This window comes from Gemmatimonadota bacterium, from assembly GCA_009838845.1.
Classification (GTDB): domain Bacteria; phylum Latescibacterota; class UBA2968; order UBA2968; family UBA2968; genus VXRD01.
Genome location: VXRD01000039.1, coordinates 25,271 through 42,597 on the forward strand (window position 1 = coordinate 25,271; position 17,327 = coordinate 42,597).

The 17,327-nt window shown below is 52.2% G+C and carries 18 protein-coding genes; 1 reads left to right on the plus strand and 17 read right to left on the minus strand.

Annotated features, from left to right (window positions below):
* The first annotated feature begins 244 nt into the window (after positions 1-244).
* Entirely contained in the window at positions 245-514 is a 270-nt protein-coding gene (locus F4Y39_05555) for a hypothetical protein (protein MYC13175.1), read from the plus strand.
* A gap of 43 nt (positions 515-557) precedes the next feature.
* On the opposite strand, the gene F4Y39_05560 is transcribed toward F4Y39_05555, so the two are convergent.
* The 17 genes from F4Y39_05560 to urtC all read right to left on the minus strand — a co-directional run bounded on the left by F4Y39_05560 (position 558) and on the right by urtC (position 17,256).
* Positions 558-1,676: a mandelate racemase/muconate lactonizing enzyme family protein gene (locus tag F4Y39_05560; GenBank protein MYC13176.1), complete on the minus strand. Its 1,119-nt coding sequence runs from the start codon at positions 1,674-1,676 to the stop codon at positions 558-560.
* Between the two features lie 15 nt (positions 1,677-1,691).
* Complete coding sequence (locus F4Y39_05565; protein MYC13177.1) at positions 1,692-3,698, minus strand: hypothetical protein; 2,007 nt, start codon at positions 3,696-3,698, stop codon at positions 1,692-1,694.
* Positions 3,699-3,832: 134 nt separating this feature from the next.
* Positions 3,833-4,816, minus strand: coding sequence for a TIM barrel protein (locus F4Y39_05570; protein MYC13178.1), 984 nt, complete (start codon positions 4,814-4,816; stop codon positions 3,833-3,835).
* Positions 4,817-5,070: 254 nt separating this feature from the next.
* Positions 5,071-6,072, minus strand: a complete 1,002-nt coding sequence (locus F4Y39_05575; GenBank protein MYC13179.1) for an Ldh family oxidoreductase — start codon at positions 6,070-6,072, stop codon at positions 5,071-5,073.
* A 66-nt stretch (positions 6,073-6,138) separates the two neighbouring features.
* Complete coding sequence (locus F4Y39_05580) at positions 6,139-6,399, minus strand: type II toxin-antitoxin system RelE/ParE family toxin (GenBank protein ID MYC13180.1); 261 nt, start codon at positions 6,397-6,399, stop codon at positions 6,139-6,141.
* A gap of 2 nt (positions 6,400-6,401) precedes the next feature.
* Positions 6,402-6,656 (minus strand): hypothetical protein, encoded by a 255-nt coding sequence (locus tag F4Y39_05585; protein MYC13181.1) that lies wholly within the window; start codon positions 6,654-6,656, stop codon positions 6,402-6,404.
* A 47-nt stretch (positions 6,657-6,703) separates the two neighbouring features.
* A complete protein-coding gene (locus F4Y39_05590; GenBank protein MYC13182.1) occupies positions 6,704-7,537 on the minus strand; it encodes a hypothetical protein in 834 nt (277 codons plus the stop codon).
* An 11-nt stretch (positions 7,538-7,548) separates the two neighbouring features.
* Positions 7,549-8,328, minus strand: a complete 780-nt coding sequence (locus F4Y39_05595) for a phytanoyl-CoA dioxygenase family protein (protein MYC13183.1) — start codon at positions 8,326-8,328, stop codon at positions 7,549-7,551.
* A 13-nt stretch (positions 8,329-8,341) separates the two neighbouring features.
* Entirely contained in the window at positions 8,342-9,508 is a 1,167-nt protein-coding gene (locus F4Y39_05600) for a muconate cycloisomerase (GenBank protein MYC13184.1), read from the minus strand.
* Positions 9,509-9,670: 162 nt separating this feature from the next.
* Complete coding sequence (locus F4Y39_05605) at positions 9,671-10,504, minus strand: urease accessory protein UreD (GenBank protein ID MYC13185.1); 834 nt, start codon at positions 10,502-10,504, stop codon at positions 9,671-9,673.
* The gene (gene ureG / locus F4Y39_05610) at positions 10,501-11,232 is read right to left on the minus strand and encodes an urease accessory protein UreG (protein MYC13186.1); all 732 of its coding nucleotides are present in this window, start codon (positions 11,230-11,232) and stop codon (positions 10,501-10,503) included. The genes F4Y39_05605 and ureG overlap by 4 nt, the downstream gene beginning before the upstream one ends.
* Positions 11,233-11,391: 159 nt before the next feature.
* Complete coding sequence (locus F4Y39_05615; GenBank protein MYC13187.1) at positions 11,392-12,060, minus strand: hypothetical protein; 669 nt, start codon at positions 12,058-12,060, stop codon at positions 11,392-11,394.
* Positions 12,061-12,062: 2 nt separating this feature from the next.
* Positions 12,063-13,766: an urease subunit alpha gene (gene ureC / locus F4Y39_05620; GenBank protein ID MYC13188.1), complete on the minus strand. Its 1,704-nt coding sequence runs from the start codon at positions 13,764-13,766 to the stop codon at positions 12,063-12,065.
* Complete coding sequence (locus tag F4Y39_05625; GenBank protein MYC13189.1) at positions 13,753-14,517, minus strand: urease subunit beta; 765 nt, start codon at positions 14,515-14,517, stop codon at positions 13,753-13,755. The genes ureC and F4Y39_05625 overlap by 14 nt, the downstream gene beginning before the upstream one ends.
* A 12-nt stretch (positions 14,518-14,529) precedes the next feature.
* A complete protein-coding gene (gene urtE, locus F4Y39_05630; protein MYC13190.1) occupies positions 14,530-15,261 on the minus strand; it encodes an urea ABC transporter ATP-binding subunit UrtE in 732 nt (243 codons plus the stop codon).
* Positions 15,262-15,407: 146 nt separating this feature from the next.
* Positions 15,408-16,160: an urea ABC transporter ATP-binding protein UrtD gene (gene urtD / locus F4Y39_05635; protein MYC13191.1), complete on the minus strand. Its 753-nt coding sequence runs from the start codon at positions 16,158-16,160 to the stop codon at positions 15,408-15,410.
* A 1-nt stretch (position 16,161) separates the two neighbouring features.
* Positions 16,162-17,256, minus strand: a complete 1,095-nt coding sequence (urtC, locus tag F4Y39_05640) for an urea ABC transporter permease subunit UrtC (GenBank protein ID MYC13192.1) — start codon at positions 17,254-17,256, stop codon at positions 16,162-16,164.
* Positions 17,257-17,327 lie beyond the last annotated feature (71 nt).

A 17,327-nucleotide genomic window follows, 5' to 3' on the forward strand; every position in this document is an offset into this window, starting at 1 on the left:
ACGAAACTACAGAATTAAGAGACCGGCAAAGCCAACACGCGGAACGGCTGATCAGATTGGAAACGCTTATTGAGCAGAACCAGGAACGTGTGAACCGTTACGAGGAAGACCAGAGGGCTTTTGTAAGCCGTTATGAGGAAGACCAGCGAGAAGCGAGAAGCTGGCAAAAGTGGACTGTCACCCTCATGTGTGGCAGTTGGATTACACTTATGGCGGCTATCTTGTTGAAGTAAAAGGAGAATGTGTGAACGAAACTACAGAATTAAGAGACCGGCAAAGCCAACACGCGGAACGGCTGATCAGGTTGGAAACGCTAATTGAACAGAACCAGGAACGTGTAAACCGCTATGAGGAAGACCAGAGGGCTTTTGTAAATCGCTATGAAGAAGATCAGAGGTCTTTTGTAAGCCGCTATGAGGAAGACCAGCGAGAAGCGAGAAGCTGGCAAAAGTGGACTGTTACCCTTATGTGTGGCAGTTGGATTACGCTTATGGCGGCTATCTTGTTGAAGTAGTTGTAAACCCTTTTTCCCGATTTGTCATGAATTGTCCCCTCCTTTACCCCAACCACGGCTTTCGTGGGAACCGGGCATACACGTACTGACTGTCGTACGTATTGTCATCTGCGTAGGACGAACGAACGCCCAGCAACTCGCACGCATATCTCTCGATCTCTTCATCCACCAGATCAACACCCAGGCCTGGACCCTCGGGAATCGCGATATAACTATCGACCACCTCGGGTTGCGGAGCCATCACCTCATACCGCGCCTGAACATCGCCCGTTCGGTGCTCCCAGATCAAGAAATTTGGCAGCGTCGCACACAAATGAAGAGACGCGATCTCCCCCACCGGACCCAGCGACCCATCGTGCGGCGCAAACTGGATATAGTGTGCCTCGGCCATACCCGCGAGCTTCTTCATCTGAGCCAGACCCCCGAACCGCCCAGCATCCGGCTGAATAACATCCACAATCTCGCGCTCAATAAGCTCCCGAGCACCGAAGACATAGGCGACTCGTTCCCCGGCAGCAAGGGGGATATTGATCGCTTCGGACACGCGCGCAAGCGCCTCCACATTCTCGGGCGCGACCGGTTCCTCGTAAAAAAACACCCCGAACTCTTCAAGTCTGCGACCCATAGAAATCGCATCGCGCGTCGTCATCCACGGCATACCGTGCAAATCGACCATAATATCGATATCGTCCCCCACCTCATTGCGTATCGCCGTAATATCGCGGATACAGTGCTCAATCCCCCCCATCTTGAGACCAGTAAAGCCTTGATCCACGAGTTCCCTGGCGCAATCGGCCGTATTCGCGTGCGTGTACACCCGCAACCGCTCGCGCATTCGACCGCCCAGCAATTGCCAGACCGGCATATCAAACGCTTTCCCCTTAATATCCCACAGCGCCGTCTCAATAGCCGAAATCGCACCCGCGCCCACAACGCCCGACATCCCGTGGGTTTGCAAAAACATCTTGCTCCACAACCGCTCGATATTAAAGGGATCCTCACCAATAATCAAACTCGCCTTGTGGTGAATCTCCGTCTGAATACTCGGCCATGCAGTCGCCTCTCCCACGCCATAGATCCCCTCATCCGTAAAAACCCTGCAGAACAAAAAATTTCTGCCATCCTGCCCAGCAGTATAGGTCTTAACATCCGTAATCTTCATTCTCTCACCCCGCGATCATGGATCGCAATGAATCTCGTGCCCCTCTCCGGGAAACCAGAAAACATCGACAAAAACACCCAGAAAAACACCCGCGATATAGCCCATAATCATCCCCAGGAAAAAGGGCGCATAGCGCCGATAGCGCTCCAAACCACCCAACTTCATAATAATCGTCTTCACACCCCACATCAGGAAAATACTAAAAGAATTATCCTGCATCTCGACCATGCCACAGATCGTAAAACCAATGGGATGGATTGGAAAACCCGGGAAGCGATACCGCAGAAAGTAGAGCGTACCTGTAAAAATGCCGCCAATACCCATAAACAAAAAGCGATTCCAGTCCGTAAACAGCACATCGCCCTGAATTCGGGACACAGCCAGACGGCTAAAACCCGCCCCATTGAGAGATCCAATCCCCTTAAAAGTCGTCCGGCCAAAATTGGCACTGCCAATACCGTAATACCCCTGGTATATGACGAATATAATAACCACCGCCGCACCGAGCAAACAGCCGATGAGCACAGTCGGCGCCACGGCTTTGCGGCTGCGCTTTGCCATCGCCATGCTCAACCGCGGAACATGCGCCATCTGCGTCGTCGCAAACGTCTTCCCATCCGCCACGAGACTCATCGTAAGCGTCAAAATAGAAGCGCCAGCAGGCCCCATATTCCCAACACCGACGGCATGCCATGTAAACCCCGGCGCCGTGAGAGGCACCCGAAGATAGACCAGACCGCTCTCCACCACAATGCGGGACATCCCCACAAACAAAACGAGCATCGCAAATGACCATGCGAGAATCGTCTCCGCTCCCATACCCGCGCGCCAAAGCCAGAGAAAAACAAAACCGCAACACGCCAGCAAAAGCCAGACAGCCGTGCGATAGGACATAATCTCTTCGGAATCATCTACACTTTCATCGCGCAAAAACGCCTTGCGAAAAATATCTCGAAAATGAGACCGCGCAATCCAGAACCCCCAGCCGACAAAAACGGCCATCCCCCCAAATGTCATCCAGCCAATCGCCGGATGGCTCGAACTCCACGGATCGTTCGGACCCAAATCCAGGCCAAAGCGGTTGAACAGCCCCACCACACAGATCTGAACCACATGGAAAAACCACAGGCTGAAGAGCACCTCCAGCTTGGTAAAATACCCCAGACAAAACGTGAGCAACACAAACGTGGTCACAATACTCGGAAAGCCCGGCGCAACCGAAATCACATTCCGCCCATATCGCCCTGCCAAAAACGGAAACATCGGCAAATTGACCGTGAACCACGTAAACACATTCCACGCAATAATGGCAAACGTAAGGCCAAACCCCCATTGAAAAAGGCGATTGCGCACAAGCGTCCTCAGCGTACCCGTCGTACCCGAAACACCCGTGAGTTCCAGCAGCGCGGTGGCGACCGGAAAAGACAGCCGCTCGTATTCCATCCACTGTTTCCGCAACAAAACGCTCAGACACAGGTGAATCGCCAAAATACTCGCAATCAGCGCACCCCACCAGAAAAGCACCGAAAACCACTCACCCCACGGAAACGCTGCACCGGGCACTTGCCCCTCGTAAAAACCGCGCACCGCATCGCGATTGGTAATCGTCGTCCAACTCGGCATGTATGGCAAGAGAAGCTCGTCGAACCGATTCTCTGGCGACGCGTAATACGCAGGCATCGTCAGCATCTGCAAAAACCACACCGTGAGCCACTCGCCCTGCATAGTAGATGCGACAAAACCAATACAGCAAACCGTGAGCAATTCCGTCGGAGAAAACCCGATACCGCGCCGCTCGAGAAAAGCGTTCAGAATCAGAAGCCCCACAAAAGGAATGAGCATCGCCATCGAAAGATGCGAATGGTCAGCCCGCGTTGAATTCACCACAAAACTGGTATAGGTCGGCCACAGGGGCATAAGCATGGCCATACCCAGCCCAATCAGGAGGGATCGTTTGGTAATAACGGAAGAGCCTTCAGCGGTTTCTGATTTGGGAAGGCGCGGTTCTGGAGATGCGGACATAGAATTTGGGATTGATGGTGGACTGAATAAGGGGATTTGCTGGGGACGGCACAGGAGCCTGTCCCGTAGTGACTCTATACGGGAACCGTCCCCTACGATGATAGTATTATCCGATTTGTTGTAAAGACAACCAACTACTCTTCATTAACCGCTTGCATCAGCGCGTGGATGTATCCATACGTGTACGCAAAACCGACCTGCCTCGATTCGGGACCGGAAATACCCGGAACGTGATCGGGCATAATCATATATTCGTACCCGACTTCTTTGAACGTCCGCAAAGCCTTGAGCATATCCACATCGCCCTCATCGGGAAACACCTCGACAAAATTGCGAAGCCCACCCTTGATATTGCGGAAATGCACATTGAAAATCTTCTTGCGCTCTCCAAAATAACGGATCACATCATAGGCGTCCGCACTGGGATCTTCCAGGCTCTCGGACATACAGCCCAGGCAAAAATTCAATCCGTTATACGGACTATCGTACAAATCGATAAACTTCTTAAAACCATCCACCATACCCAGCACGCGCGCGACCCCTCGATACGTCGTCCCATATCCGATACCCGGATCCGAGGGATGACACGCCATCTGAATTTTGTACTCCTCCGCCACGGGCATAATATTCTGAAGCCAGTGATCGATGCGCGCCCACATCTCGTCTTCATCCGCAGCACCGCCTTCAAACTCGCCCAGAGACTGGTCCAATTTATCGTACTCAAACGACGACAGCCTCGCGCCCCCGCGTCCGTATCGCGGCTCTGTCCGCATATGCCCCAAAATCGTGATATTGTAATTAAGCCCGCGCAACCCTGCCTCCGCCGCCATTCTAACCGTCTCGCACATCCGCTCAATAGCCCGGTCACGCTCGTCGCTTGGACCCAGGAAAATCGCGCCAGCTTCGTTTTGGAAAGCATTGCTTGAACCCAGCGGAATGTGAATCATCTCCAAATTAATGCCGTATTTATCATACCGATCGCGCATGGACTTAATCGCATCGGCACTCCACTCCGCCCAGGGTCCCTCTGGTGTTTGATCGACATTAAAAACCCCGAGTTGCGCGAGAATCTCGATATCCGTGTCGTTCCGACAAGCCACCTGCGTTCCGATATACATGGTAACCTCCAATTTGTGAAGTTAGAACTGCGATAGTGCCAAAATACGTTCCGATCCTCTCAATGTCAATGTGTATGATTCGGCTTTTTATTTAAAAAGCTCTGTGACAAAAAAAGCCCCGGAGCAATAAGCTATAGGGCTTTTATTTTTTGTAACGATCAGCGGCCAGCTAAAAATTTCCAGGCTCGCGGCTCAAAATCCTGCCGCGATGACAATCTGCCTCTTCACACTTCTTACTTCCCACTTCACACTTCTCAATCCCAGGGCAGCGGAACCCTTAGGCGCGCGCTAACCTCGCGTGCGTTTTCCTGCTCCATCTCGCCATAGCGAATACCCTCGGTGCGATGGAGCGCCATGCGCTCTTCCTCAATCGCACCCGGCAACAACGCGCGGTCCTGTCCCGGCATCGGCTCGTACGTCTCGCGCACCGTTCTCACCATGTGATCTGACTCAGCCCGGAAAACCTCCTCGGAAACCGCCTGATCAACGCGGATCGCAAGAACACAACCACCCGCACCTGACGAGGGCCATTTCTCCTTCATCTCATGAGAAGACGGAAGACCGGTCCCCGCCAACCCCCCCCCCATAATCGAAGCCACCGCCGTGTACCCAATACTCTTAAAAAACGCCGCTGGAATCATCTCGAACAAAGCCTCAAACTCCGGACCCCGCTGGTAATCCGCCAAAATACAGGTCGCCGCATCCAGAACAATCGGAGGCTCGTCCCCAGAGGGAATCGCAAAACATATTGGAGGATTGCCAAAATAGCCGAGAAGCGGTCCCCTGCCATCCCTCTTTGCATTTCCCTGCTGCCTGCCCTGCACGCAAAAACCAATACACCCCGCCTCGGAACACATCCGCGCATAATGACCCGCCGAACCAATATGTCCCACATGCCGCGCCAGCCCCATACCCATACCCACCTCTCTCGCTTTGCGAATCGCGTGCTCTGCCGCACGCACCATCGGGAGATACCCCACCGTACCATCCCCATCAATAACAGCACACGTCGGCGTCTCACCGATCACCCGCACATTGGGACGCGGATTGAGACTCCCATTTTCAAAACTCTTGCAATAGCCATTCACAGTCCGCGTACCGTGGCTGCGAACACCTCGCAGATCGCTATTGACCAGCAGGCGACTGATAACCCGCGCGTGCTCGATCTCAAGCCCCGCCTTCTCAAAACAAGCCGCAGCAAAATCCAGAAGGCGATCTTCATAGACGTGAACAAAAGATTCAGGAGGTTGATTCATAGGAAAAATCCAAACGTAAAAGGTAAAAAAAAAAGAATATTATCTCTATTAGTAATATCTATGTATTTAGCGTTGATATACGTCGCGCCGATGAGCGATACGATTGATGATAACGCGTTGATTTGCATCGTCAATTTCATAAAGAATGCGATAGTCTCCTACGCGAATACGCCACGAATTTGGGCGACCAACCAGTTTTTCTACACCTGAAGGACGTGGCTCAGATTCCAGTTGAAGAAGATGTCGGTTAATGCGTTGACGAATATGGCCCTGCAGCCTACGGCGTTCTCGTTCTGCCGATGAACGCATGTGAACAGCGTAAGCCATTGCTATGGTACTTCTCCCGTTTCACGGAGCAAATCGCGCAAAGGCCGCGTTTCGCTATTCTCCTCATTCGCCTCATCCATTAACATGGCGTCAACAGCATCCTGTAGATGGGGAGGAAGCGTCTCCCAGTCTGTTTCCTGAGCGACCTTTTGAATTAAAGTCTTGAAATCGTCATATCCAAGTATCACCTCAATGACCTCGCCCGAGTCATCATATACCCATTTTGGAGAACGTGGTTTTTCGAGAATGCGTGTCATATTATCCTCAATCTACTTTGCTATCGTCTATTTTCCCGCCCCTCATCTCATGACCACAAATAAACCTCTGGGTCATCCTCAGACATGCCGATAAACGACGCCAGCACCACGCGGGGCTGAGAGCCTGCGACAAAAGGAACTTCGTGAATCGTCTCCGAATAAAAAAAGTAAAGATCACCCGGTTCCAGACTGACCTGCACGCGCGCAATCCCCTCCTCCTCTGCGTACTCGCGAAACCGCCTCTCCTCGAGAGGGCGTTGAAACTCAGGCGACATAGGTGCCCTGTACAGGACCCCCTCGCCGCTATCACCTCGATCCTCGCTATTCTGAAAACACAGCACACCCGCAAACTGATGTCTGAACCGGGAAACCGTAAAATTGTAGCGCTTGGAACGCTTGGACACGGAATCGTAATGCGGGTAATGCCCCACGCCCTCGTGATAAGTTCTAAAAATAGAGGGACCGTAAAGACGACCGTCAACGCTCCGAGCCGTCATAACCCGCTTATCCGGAAGCATCCTGGCAAGCGCATCGTACAGCGTCTTCACGGGATCCTCATACCCGTCAAACAAATACGAAAAAAGATCATGCGTCTGACGAGAATGTTCGTAAAAAGCATCTGGATCATTCCCGTGGTGACCCAGACTCGTACCGATATCGACCCGCCGAGGACTACCATCACCCACCTTGCGCGGATCGTAGAGCAAACCGCGCTTGTAAAACCGCTCAATAAGCGCCGCACAGTGATCCGACGGAAACGCGCGGCGCACGATAACAGCGGGAATATCGCTCGCCATCATCGCATCGAACGGCCGCGGAACCTGCGCGAGAATCTCATCAACCGTACCCTCAACAGGGGACCAGATCGCTGTTTGAGACATCGTAATCTCTCCTAATCTAAAAACTCAAGCACTCTCATTCGGTCAATCCAGCGCTGGCGCCTCGGATCTCCGTGGACATTTGCCAGCCAATGCGGCGGATGGATCGGCTCTGCAGGGCGATCGAATCTGACCGCAGTATCCGCATTCGACCTCCCCTGCTCCCGCGTCACGCGCTCTTCCTCAGCAGTCTTGGGATTATTGTAATAGACAGCCGTACACATCCGGCGATCGACACCACCACCAAGACTCGCATGCCAGAGCCGCAGGTCAAAAGCCACCACATCTCCCGGCTCTGACGCACACACAAAAGCCGGTACCTCGTCGAGATCCAGGCGAGACGCTTCTCGCGCCTGTCGCAACTCATCGTGGAAAGGACATATATGTGAACCCGGTAACACGCGCAACGCGCCGCTTTGTGCATCTACTGGCTTGAGATAAAAAGCGAACTTAACGCCATACTGGTGGGGACTCCGCGTATCCGGATGCCACTGTGTATCGCCCACATAGCGATTGGCATCGCAAGCCACGCCAAACACATCCTCCCCGTAGAGCTGCTCTGCCACCCTGCAAAACCTGAGATCTTCCAGCAAACCCGCAAAAAAGGGCGTATCCGATCCCAGCATAGGCACCCAATGCCGACGCGTACCGTCAAAAGGCGCGTGTCGATACGCCGCTGTCAGAGCCTGCTCGAACTCCTCGTTAATCGTCTTCAACTCGTCCTGATCAAACACCTGCCGAAGAATCAGAAATCCGAACGTCTTAAAATAGTGGACCTCTTGCTCCGTCAGCATAAGCCCCCCTATTCTAAGACACAGAACTCAAAGGCTCTGAAATCGCGGCAACCTTCTCCTCATCCAATTCCATCCCCAACCCCGGACCTTCTGGCAAAATCACATAACCCTTCTCGTATTGTATGCGCTCCTTAACCACATCGCTCTCGTACAGCAACCCACCTGTCGGATCGCCCGGATAATCGAGATTTTCCACCACAGAACCAAACGTCGCCTGAGCCGCCACGCCAATGGACAGCTCCTGCGTCGTACCCACCAGACACGACAGACCAGCCGCATCGGCAACCTGCGCGATATGCAGCGCATTTGTAAATCCCCCCGCACCCGACAAACTGATATTAAAAATATCGACATATCGGTGCCGGGCAAACTGATAGGCCTGATCCAGTGAACTGACGTGCTCGCTGATGGGCAGATCAATGCGCTTTCGCACCTCGTATTGACCCTCCAGATCTCTCCGGTCAGAGACTGATTCCAGATGAAAAGGCCTGTAGTACCTCAGCAAAACATCCAGCGCCTGCACCACCCGTTTCCACTTATGCGCGCCGCTAAAATCGAGCGACTTCAACACAAACTGATCGCCCCAGGACGACTTCACCCCATCCAAAAAAATCTCATCCGCCTCCACATTGCCGCCGTGATACAACCGAAACAGATCCTGCCCCTCTTTCATCCGGCGATTGACACGCGCGATATTCGCCTCGGCATCTTCCCTGGAATAATTCCTGAAAATCGGATAACACACGCGCCACTTATCCCTCAGCGCTCCGCCAAACACACCTGCAACCGACTGCCCCTGAATCTTGCCGACCAAATCGAAAAGACCGATCTCAAACCCCGCTCGAATCGCCCCACCCATGCGGAACCGGGACCTCGCTTCAATGGTAATCGTACGCCACGCCAGCGGATCCTTCCCCACGAGCAACGACTCGTAGGCACCCTTGACATCATTGAGATCGTACATAACACTCCAGTCGTTCACATCGGACATCTCCCCCAAACCGATCAATCCCTCATCCGTATGCATGCGAACAATGACGTGACGAGACAAATGCCCAGTCTCACGCCTCGATGCAACGGGGGTCAAATCAACACTTGTGATCTTCATAACAGTTCCTCCTCTGGTCAATGCCAGGTAGGGGGTGTACAACTCCGCCAAAAATTCATCCATATGACGCATAAATCGCGCTCTTACTGCGGCGTATTAACCTCAAACTAACGCATTTTTTTGGCAATATCAAGTATTACTGAGGACTGGGGACTGGATGACAGGCAAAACCTCTGGATCGCGGCTCAACTTCACGCCGCAATGACAGCGAATGGGGGCTAACCGCCGATCACTTCAATACTTTCGCGCCAGCGGATCTGCACCGAGAACATTGGGATGGGCGATTGCATTGCGGAGGGCTGTATAGAGAGGAAGAAGGCACTCGACATTTTGCGCGAGGGATCGTATCACAAAAAGATCGGGCCTTGGGGAAGCAAAGGAAAGCAACAAAGAATCCTGCGAGGGTTTCAACAAAGGAGTGAGCGATTGGGAAAGACTTTTGACCAGATATGCAAATCTCACAGAAGAACCAGCAACAAAAATATTAAAAACAACACCATAAACCCCAAAAGCGCCTGCATATACCGGCGACAACGTCCCCGGCTCAGAATAATAGCGCTCCACCAGAACCGGACGTTCGGGCGTATGCACAGTAATATCAGACCGGTAACTCGTGTACCCAAAACACTCGCCAAAAGCCACGCGTCCAGCCGTATGACCATCAGCCAGCACCAGACATGCGTCAGACGCCAGATGCCACGTCTGCGCCTGCTCAAAAACACTTCGCGAGTATGGAACAACGGGATCGGGCAAAACAACGGCAAGGCTCCCGGCTTCCACCGCACCGCTAATTATCTGCTTACACGGAATACCATTGGGACTCTTATAAACTTTGGTAAACGCCTGAGTACCCAGATAAAGAGATGCCCCCTCACCACAGCGCACACACAGCGTCGTCGCATCCCCCTCCACCATACCGCCCCCATAACTGGAAAGCACAATAGCGCAATATTCGCCCTGCGCGGCGGGATTGAGCAACTTCAAAGGTGCAACTGAGCGACAGGCAGTAAGGACAGAACGGGAGCCATTGCGAGTCACCTCAATTTGGGAAGGGAGGGGAGACATCATCGCGCCTGAGGTGACAGCACAGACCTGCGTGCATCGAGAACCTGCTCGATAATCTCGTCAAGCCCCGACCCGTGTTTGAGACAGGCAAAAAGCGTGGGACCATCGCCGCGCATCTTCTTTGCATCTCGCGCCATAACCCCCAGGTCTGCGCCAACGAGATCGGCGAGATCGGTCTTATTAATAACCAACAAATCCGACTGCGTAATCCCCGGACCCCCTTTTCGGGGAATCTTGTCCCCAGCGGAGACATCAATCACATAAATCGCGTAATCGACGAGCTCCTTGCTAAAATGCGCCGCCAGATTATCGCCGCCACTCTCCACAAAAAGCAGATCGATATCGCACCCAAAGCGAATCATCAAATCCTCGAGCGCATTCAAATTCAGCGAAATATCCTCCCGAATAGCTGCATGCGGGCATCCGCCCGTCTCAACCCCAATAATGCGATCGGCCTCAAGCGCCTTGTGACGCAAAAGAAACTCAGCATCTTCGCGTGTAAAAATATCATTCGTAACCACGCCGAGACTGAAGCGATCGCGCAGAGCTTCGCACAGCACGCGAACAAGCGCCGTCTTCCCCGTACCCACCGGACCACCAACCCCCACGGTAAACGCCCGCTGAGAAAAATCGCGGTCATAGAGAACCGACTCGCGCAAAGTAAAGTCACCCGGAGAATCAAAAGGCTCGTGAGAATGATCGTGGCCGTGATGGTGATGATGATTGTGCATAGAAAATCCTTTAAGAGTTGGAACCCTGGTGCAATGACAAGCAAAACCTTCTGGATTGCGGCTTACACCATGCCGCAATGACAGGTGCTATTCCTATCGTCACGCCTGCATGCTTTAAGCAGGCGTCCAGGATGATTGCTTTTTGCTCTTGTCGCTTCTTCAACTCTGAAACAACCGCGAATACAAATACTCGTGCATACCCTGTGCAATATCCCACTGGGGCGCACAGCGCGTCGCACACGTATAATCTACCTGCGCGACAGAAGTCACAGCATTAATCGTCGTCTTGTGATGATGTTTTTGCAACCGCGCAGCTTCGAGAGGCCCAATCTGCCCCAGGCGAACAGCTGCACTGATCTGATCGCGCAAAAACTGATACATAAAAATCCGACACGTCTGCCCGCGTTTAAGACCCGCAATCCGAAATGTCGTACCAAAAACAATCGTATAATGAGCCGGCACAGGTTGCGAAAGTAAGATTTTGTGCAACCGCGTCATCGCATCGGAAAAATACAAATCGCGCATCAGCCGCAGCAAATTGCGCCCTTGCACCTCACTGCCGCGGACAATCGCCGGTGCCGTAAGCATCGCGTCGTACGCGAGCAGCATATCCGTCAAATTTTCGGGAATCAAATCACCCTTAAAACACGCATTAACAAACGGAATCTCACTATTTGCCGTCGCGTGAATCACCGTTTGAAGATACGCATCCAGATCATCAGAAGACCGCAACAACCCCATCTGTTTGGTGGCCTCCAGCCCATAGGAAAAAGCATATCCACCCGTAGGGAAATTGCTATCGGCAAGTGTGAGAAGATCGAATAGCATAATCAAAACAAATTATAAAGCTGCGCCAGCGGCAATTTCTCTGCCGCCTCACAGGTAAGCAATTCGCCATTGACCGTAACGCTATAAGTCTCCGGATCAATGTGAATATCGGGAATAAAATCATTGAGCTTCATATCCCTCTTCCCAATATCCCGACAATTGGACACCGCAACAACGCTCTTGGACAGATCATAAGACCCAACCGTATCCAGCGAAACCCTGGAGACAAAAGCGAGAGACGTAGAACCCACGGCATTGCCATAAGCACCGAACATAGGACGCGGATACACGGGTTGCGGCGTGGGAATCGAAGCATTTGGATCGCCCATCTGCGAATACGCGATTATGCCTCCCTTAATCACCATCTCGGGTTTTGCACCAAAAAAAGATGGCTTCCAGAGCACCAGATCCGCGAGCTTGCCCACCTCAATCGAACCGATATAATCGCTCAAACCGTGAGCCGTCGCGGGATTAATCGTATATTTGGCGATATACCGCTTCACACGCCCATTATCATTCCCCTGATCGCCGCGCAGTGCACCACGCTGCTCCCGCATCTTATGGGCAGTCTGCCATGTGCGACAAATAACCTCCCCCACGCGCCCCATCGCCTGACTATCCGATGCAATAATCGACAGCGCCCCCATATCGTGCAAAATATCTTCTGCCGCAATCGTCTCCTGCCGAATGCGGCTCTCGGCAAAAGCCACATCCTCGGGTATATTTTTATCCAGATGATGGCACACCATAAGCATATCCAGATGCTCATCAATCGTATTCGCCGTAAAAGGCCGCGTGGGATTCGTAGAAGAAGGCAAAACATTCGCCTCGCCACAAAGACGCATAATATCCGGCGCGTGTCCCCCACCCGCACCCTCGGTGTGATACGTATGAATCGTGCGCCCCTTAAAAGCCGCACAGCTCTGCTCCACAAAACCCGACTCATTGAGCGTATCCGTATGAATCGCCACCTGAACATCGTATTCATCGGCAACCGAAAGACAGGAATCAATAGCAGCAGGCGTCGTACCCCAGTCCTCGTGGAGTTTAAGCCCGCATGCACCCCCTTCAATCTGCTCAATAAGCCCCTGCGGAAGCGAAGAATTGCCCTTGCCCAAAAAACCAAAATTGAGGGGAAAGGCATCACTCGACTCCAGCATCATGCGAATGTGATGCGCCCCCGGTGTACACGTCGTAGCATTGGTCCCTGTCGCCGGACCCGTACCGCCACCCAGCATAGTCGTAATACCCGAAGCTATCGCCTCTTCAACCTGCTGAGGACAGATAAAATGGACATGCACATCGAGCGCGCCAGCCGTGAGCATATGACCTTCGCCCGCGATAACCTCGGTCGTAACCCCCACGATGAGATCGGAATCAACACCCGACATAATATCGGGATTACCCGCCTTGCCAATACCGGCGACACGCCCGTCTTTAATCCCAATATCCGCTTTGTATATCCCCGTATAGTCAACGACAAGCGCATTGGTAATAACGAGATCCAGCGCCTTATCCTGCGACACACCCGTAGCCTGGCCCATGCCATCGCGGAGTACCTTACCCCCGCCAAACTTGCACTCATCGCCGTAAATCGTATAATCGTTCTCCACCTCAACGACGAGATGGGTATCGCCCAACTGAACGCGGTCTCCCGTTGTGGGACCGTACATACTGGCATAAGCGATTCGATCAATCTGAGACATTTGGAATCCCCTTAAATCCACCGTCTCCTGCCCTTTGCAAAGCCTCTGCCTTATTCTCATCAATCTGCCCCGAAATAAGGCCATTACCCCCATAAACTGTGCGGTTGCCGGCAATAGCCACGAGATCAACCGTCCTGCTCTCCCCCGGTTCAAAACGCACGGCAGTACCAGATGGAATATCGAGACGGAAGCCATAGGCTTTTTCGCGATCAAACGAAAGCGCGGGATTAACTTCAAAAAATGTATAATGCGAACCCACCTGTATCGGGCGATCGCCTGTATTGGTCACAGAAAGGGAAATCGTCTCCCGGTCCGCATTGAGCGTAATTGGCTCAACCGCCGTGGTCCCGGCACCCGGCATTTCCGAAACCGCATTATCCGGTGACCAGGGCGAGCGAACGCGAGCGAGGCCCGAACCGTACAACGCGAGTTCAGAATCACCTTCTGCGCGGCAAATGGGATGGTGAACCGTCACGAGCTTCGTCCCATCGGGAAACGTACCCTCCACCTGCACCTCGTGAACCATATCCGGAACACCGGGCAAAACATCTTCCGTACCCAGCAACTGCTTGCCCTTGTCCATAAGTATAGCAACGGACTCGCCATCGCGGATAAACTCGAGAAGCTGTGCCGCGATAAGCGACACGGATTCGGGATAATTGAGACGCAAGCCCCGGGCATACCGCTTCTGCGCGAGAAAACCCGCGTTGTGCAGCATCAATTTGTCAATTTCTTTTGGCGATAAATACATGGAAATCCCTGCTCAAAACGTGAGATACTGCTTAATACTCTCGTCAGACAGCTCATCCGCAGAACCGCACAACGCAACCGTTCCGCGATCCATCAAATAGAAATAATCGGCAATCTGCCGGGCAAAATCAAAGTACTGCTCCACCAGAATAATGGTGAGATTCCCTTTATCCTTCAGATGAATCAACACATTCTCGATATCGAGAATAATCGAAGGCTGAATACCTTCTGTAGGCTCGTCCAGAATGAGAATATCCGGATCGCCAACGAGCGCACGGGCAATGGCGAGTTGCTGTTGCTGTCCCCCACTGAGATTACCCCCCATTCGATCTTGCATATCGGCCAACACGGGAAAAAGGTCGTAAATCAGATCCTCCGGCAGAGATGCAAGGCCATCTGTACGCGCTTCCAGGCCAATTTGCAAATTCTCATACACCGTCAACCTGGGAAAAATCTCGCGACCCTGCGGCACATAACTCAAACCCGCGCGCGCCCGCAAATCCGGTGCCTGCCCCGTTATATCCTCACCATTCAATAGAATATTCCCTCGCCGAGGACGCAACAGACCCATGATCGTCTTAATAAGCGTCGTCTTCCCAACGCCATTGCGACCCATAACCGCCACAATAGCCCCCCTGGGAATATCCATATCAATATCGCGTAAGATCAGACTCTCGCCGTAATAAACATCCAGACTTCGAACGGTAAGCGCGGTGTCTGTAATTGTCGTAGTCGTGGCGGTCATAAGAATTTGAGGTCCTTGCGAATCAGCGAATCAACGAATCAACGAATCAACGACGTAGTTTTTAGCAACTTTGGGTGGTTGGGCGGGGTTCGTCTATTCGTCTATTCGTCTATTCGTCTATTCGTCTATTCGTCTATTCGCGCTTTTCAATGCTGCGCACTACCCAAATAACACTCAATAACCCGGGGATCATTTTGCACCTGATCCATCGGTCCCTCAACGAGCACCTTGCCCTCGTGGAGAACCGTAACAGTGCGGGCGATCTGTCTCACAAACTCCATATCGTGCTCAATAACAATAATCGCGTGATTCATCGTCAGACGTTCGAGAAGTTCCCCCGTCTTAACCGTCTCTTCATCCGTCATACCAGCAGCGGGTTCATCAATCAAAAAAAGCTCGGGATCTTGCAAAATAACCATCGCAATCTCGAGCCACTGTTTTTGCCCGTGCGAAAGCGCATCGGCAACCGTATGCAGATGGTCAGCCAAACCCGTCTGCTCTGCAACAGCCTGGATGCGATCGCGATTCTTATCCGACAGACGCGAAACAAGCGAAAAGAGAACCGTGCGGTCAGTCTTGAGCGCCAGCATCAAATTCTCGTACACCGTGAGAGAAGTAAAAACAGACGGCGTTTGAAACTTCCGCCCAACACCCGCCTTGACAATCGCATCTTCGCTCATCTGCGTGAGATCGAACTTCTCAAAACGCGCACTGCCGCAATCGGGTCTGGTCTTCCCACACAAAACATCGAGAAAAGTGGTCTTACCCGCACCATTTGGACCGATAACAACGCGCAATTCGCGGTCGTGCAGGACAAACTCATCTATATCAAGCGCAACAAATCCATCAAAAGACACGCGCAAATTTTCAACAGTCAGCAGAACCGGATCAAAAATCATATCAATCCTGGCTTTCAGCAGGTACAGGTGCTGGGATGCGTGTGGGCAAGAATCGCTTCAAACTACTTATCTTTATCTTAGACCGCAGACCAATGAGACCATCGGGAAAAAAGAGCACAACGCCGATAAAAAGGAATCCCAAAAAATAGAGCCATGTACCGGGGAACGCACCCGTCAAAAAACTGTAGAGAAGATTCACAAGAACCGCGCCAACAATGGGACCAATCAGAGTCCCCCGCCCGCCAACAGCAACCCATATCACCATCTCAATAGAAGCCTGCACATCCATCCGGCCCGGTGTAATAATCCCGGTCTGAGGCACATAGAGCAACCCACCCAGAGCACCGAGCATACTGGCCATCACAAAAATAAATACCTTGTAGCTCATAACGCGATAGCCGATAAAACGCAACCGATGCTCACTATCGCGAACCGCAATAAGCACGCGCCCGAGCTTGGATTTCACCACAAAGCGGCACAAAAAATAGGAAACAAAAAGCGTGACAAAAGCAATAACATAAAGACCGCGTTTGCTCGCCGGATCCGCCAGCTCAAAACCGAGCAACGTCTTAAAATCCGTCAGCCCATTGGTACCGCCGAGCATGGTTTCATTCCGCAAAAAAATGAGCCAGACCCCCAAGGCAAGCGCCTGCGTAATAATCGCAAAATAAACCCCCTGGAGCCGGCTGCGAAAAGCCAGAAACCCAAAAATGAGCGCAATAATCACCGGAACCATAAGCGCCAGAATAAACGCAAATGTAAAAGTGTGAAAAGGCTCCCAAAAAAGCGGCAATTGTTCCACGCGATTCCACACCATAAAATCCGGCAACGTACTCCCATAAACCCCTTGCGTACCCGTCTTGAGCAGCATGTGCATCCCAATCGCATACCCACCCAAACAAAAAAAGAACGCCTGACACAGCGACAGAATACCCGTATATCCCCAGATCAGATCAATCCCCAGTGCGGCAATCGCAAAACAAAAATAGCGACCCCAGAGATTCAACGTCGTATCAGAAAGCAACCCCATAGCATTGAGCACGGGCGCGGCAATGCCAAAGAGAAGGAATACGATAATGGGACGGTAATAGGTCATAAGATAGCTCTCGCGTGCGAATAGACGAATAGACGAATAGACGAATAGACGAATAGACGAATAGACGAATA